The 1103-nt window shown below is 45.2% G+C and carries 1 protein-coding gene; it reads left to right on the top strand.

All coding sequences use genetic code 11. The annotated features are described in order from the left end of the window. Window positions 1–201 precede the first annotated feature (201 nt). Window positions 202–858: an iron-sulfur cluster biosynthesis transcriptional regulator SufR gene (sufR, locus tag NJ959_RS29945; RefSeq protein WP_254015405.1), complete on the top strand. Its 657-nt coding sequence runs from the start codon at window positions 202–204 to the stop codon at window positions 856–858. Window positions 859–1103 lie beyond the last annotated feature (245 nt).

Raw genomic sequence — 1103 nt, 5'->3', positions numbered from 1 at the left:
GCTTAACTATATTGTAAGATATATTAACAACTAAGATGTTGTCAAAGTCAAGAGAAATATTTTTCTTGCCTATCGCAGTCAACGACCCAGGTCTGAAGACACTAAGCTCTCCAGCCTAAGACTTAAACCAGAGTTGAGTCTGTTCGCGCTTCGCGTTCCCGAAGGGTAGACGCGCTTGTTTCCCGCATACCGTGTATTCTTATGATTACCACTCAGCACCCTTCCACCAAGCAAGATATCTTGCAGTATCTACTCAAAGAGGATCGAGCGACAGCACAAGCTTTAGCCGAAACCCTGGCGATTAGTCCCCAAGCGATTCGGCGGCACTTGAAAGATTTGGAAGAAGAAGGGGCGATCGAGTATAAATCGGTATCCACTGGCATGGGACGACCGCAGCATATCTATCAGCTTAGTCCTAAAGGGCGCGATCGCTTCCCCAATCGTTATGGTGAGTTTGCCGTATCCCTTTTGGACACCTTAGCCGAAACTGTGGGGCAAGAGCAAGTCAGCAATATCCTACAAAAGCAGTGGGAGCGTAAAGCGATAGAATACCGCGATCGCATTGGTAAGGGTTCCCTGGAACAGCGGGTTGCCAAACTGGTGGAAATGCGTCAAAGTGAAGGCTATATGGCAGAGTGGTATTTGTTGGAACCCACTGAAATCAACCAAAATGCTACTGAGCAGTTTATCTTAAAAGAACATAACTGTGCTATTTCTAATGTTGCCGAATCTTTTCCTAGTGTTTGCGGCCATGAATTAGAGATGTTTGCCGCCGTTTTACCAGATTGTACGGTAGAGCGTACTCACTGGATTAATGATGGGGAACATCAGTGTGGTTATTTAATTAAAGCGCGATAGAAGTAGAACGCAAAAAGCTCTATTCAATATCCGCTTCCCCTCGCCCCCTTCTCTGATAAATCATTCCTCTCAATTCTACTAAAGAGTCATCATCTTCCATAATACCCGCTTGCTATGGAATTTCTACCTAATCGCTGGGGAGATATTGTGACTGAAATTATCTATCAGACAAGGGCTGGTATGCCAGTATCTTTTAGCTTTCTTCGCCGGAAGCCTCACGCCATATTTGTACTCAAATTGGCGTG

The sequence above is a fragment of the Limnofasciculus baicalensis BBK-W-15 genome, assembly GCF_024178385.1.
GTDB lineage: Bacteria > Cyanobacteriota > Cyanobacteriia > Cyanobacteriales > Coleofasciculaceae > Limnofasciculus > Limnofasciculus baicalensis.
The sequence above is the reverse complement of the archived record's forward strand: the minus strand, read 5'-3'. Positions and strand labels throughout refer to the sequence as shown.

Coding starts and splice junctions, on each gene's coding strand:
- sufR (WP_254015405.1), top strand. CDS start 202: ATGATTACCACTCAGCACCCTTCCACCAAGCAAGATATCTTGCAGTAT.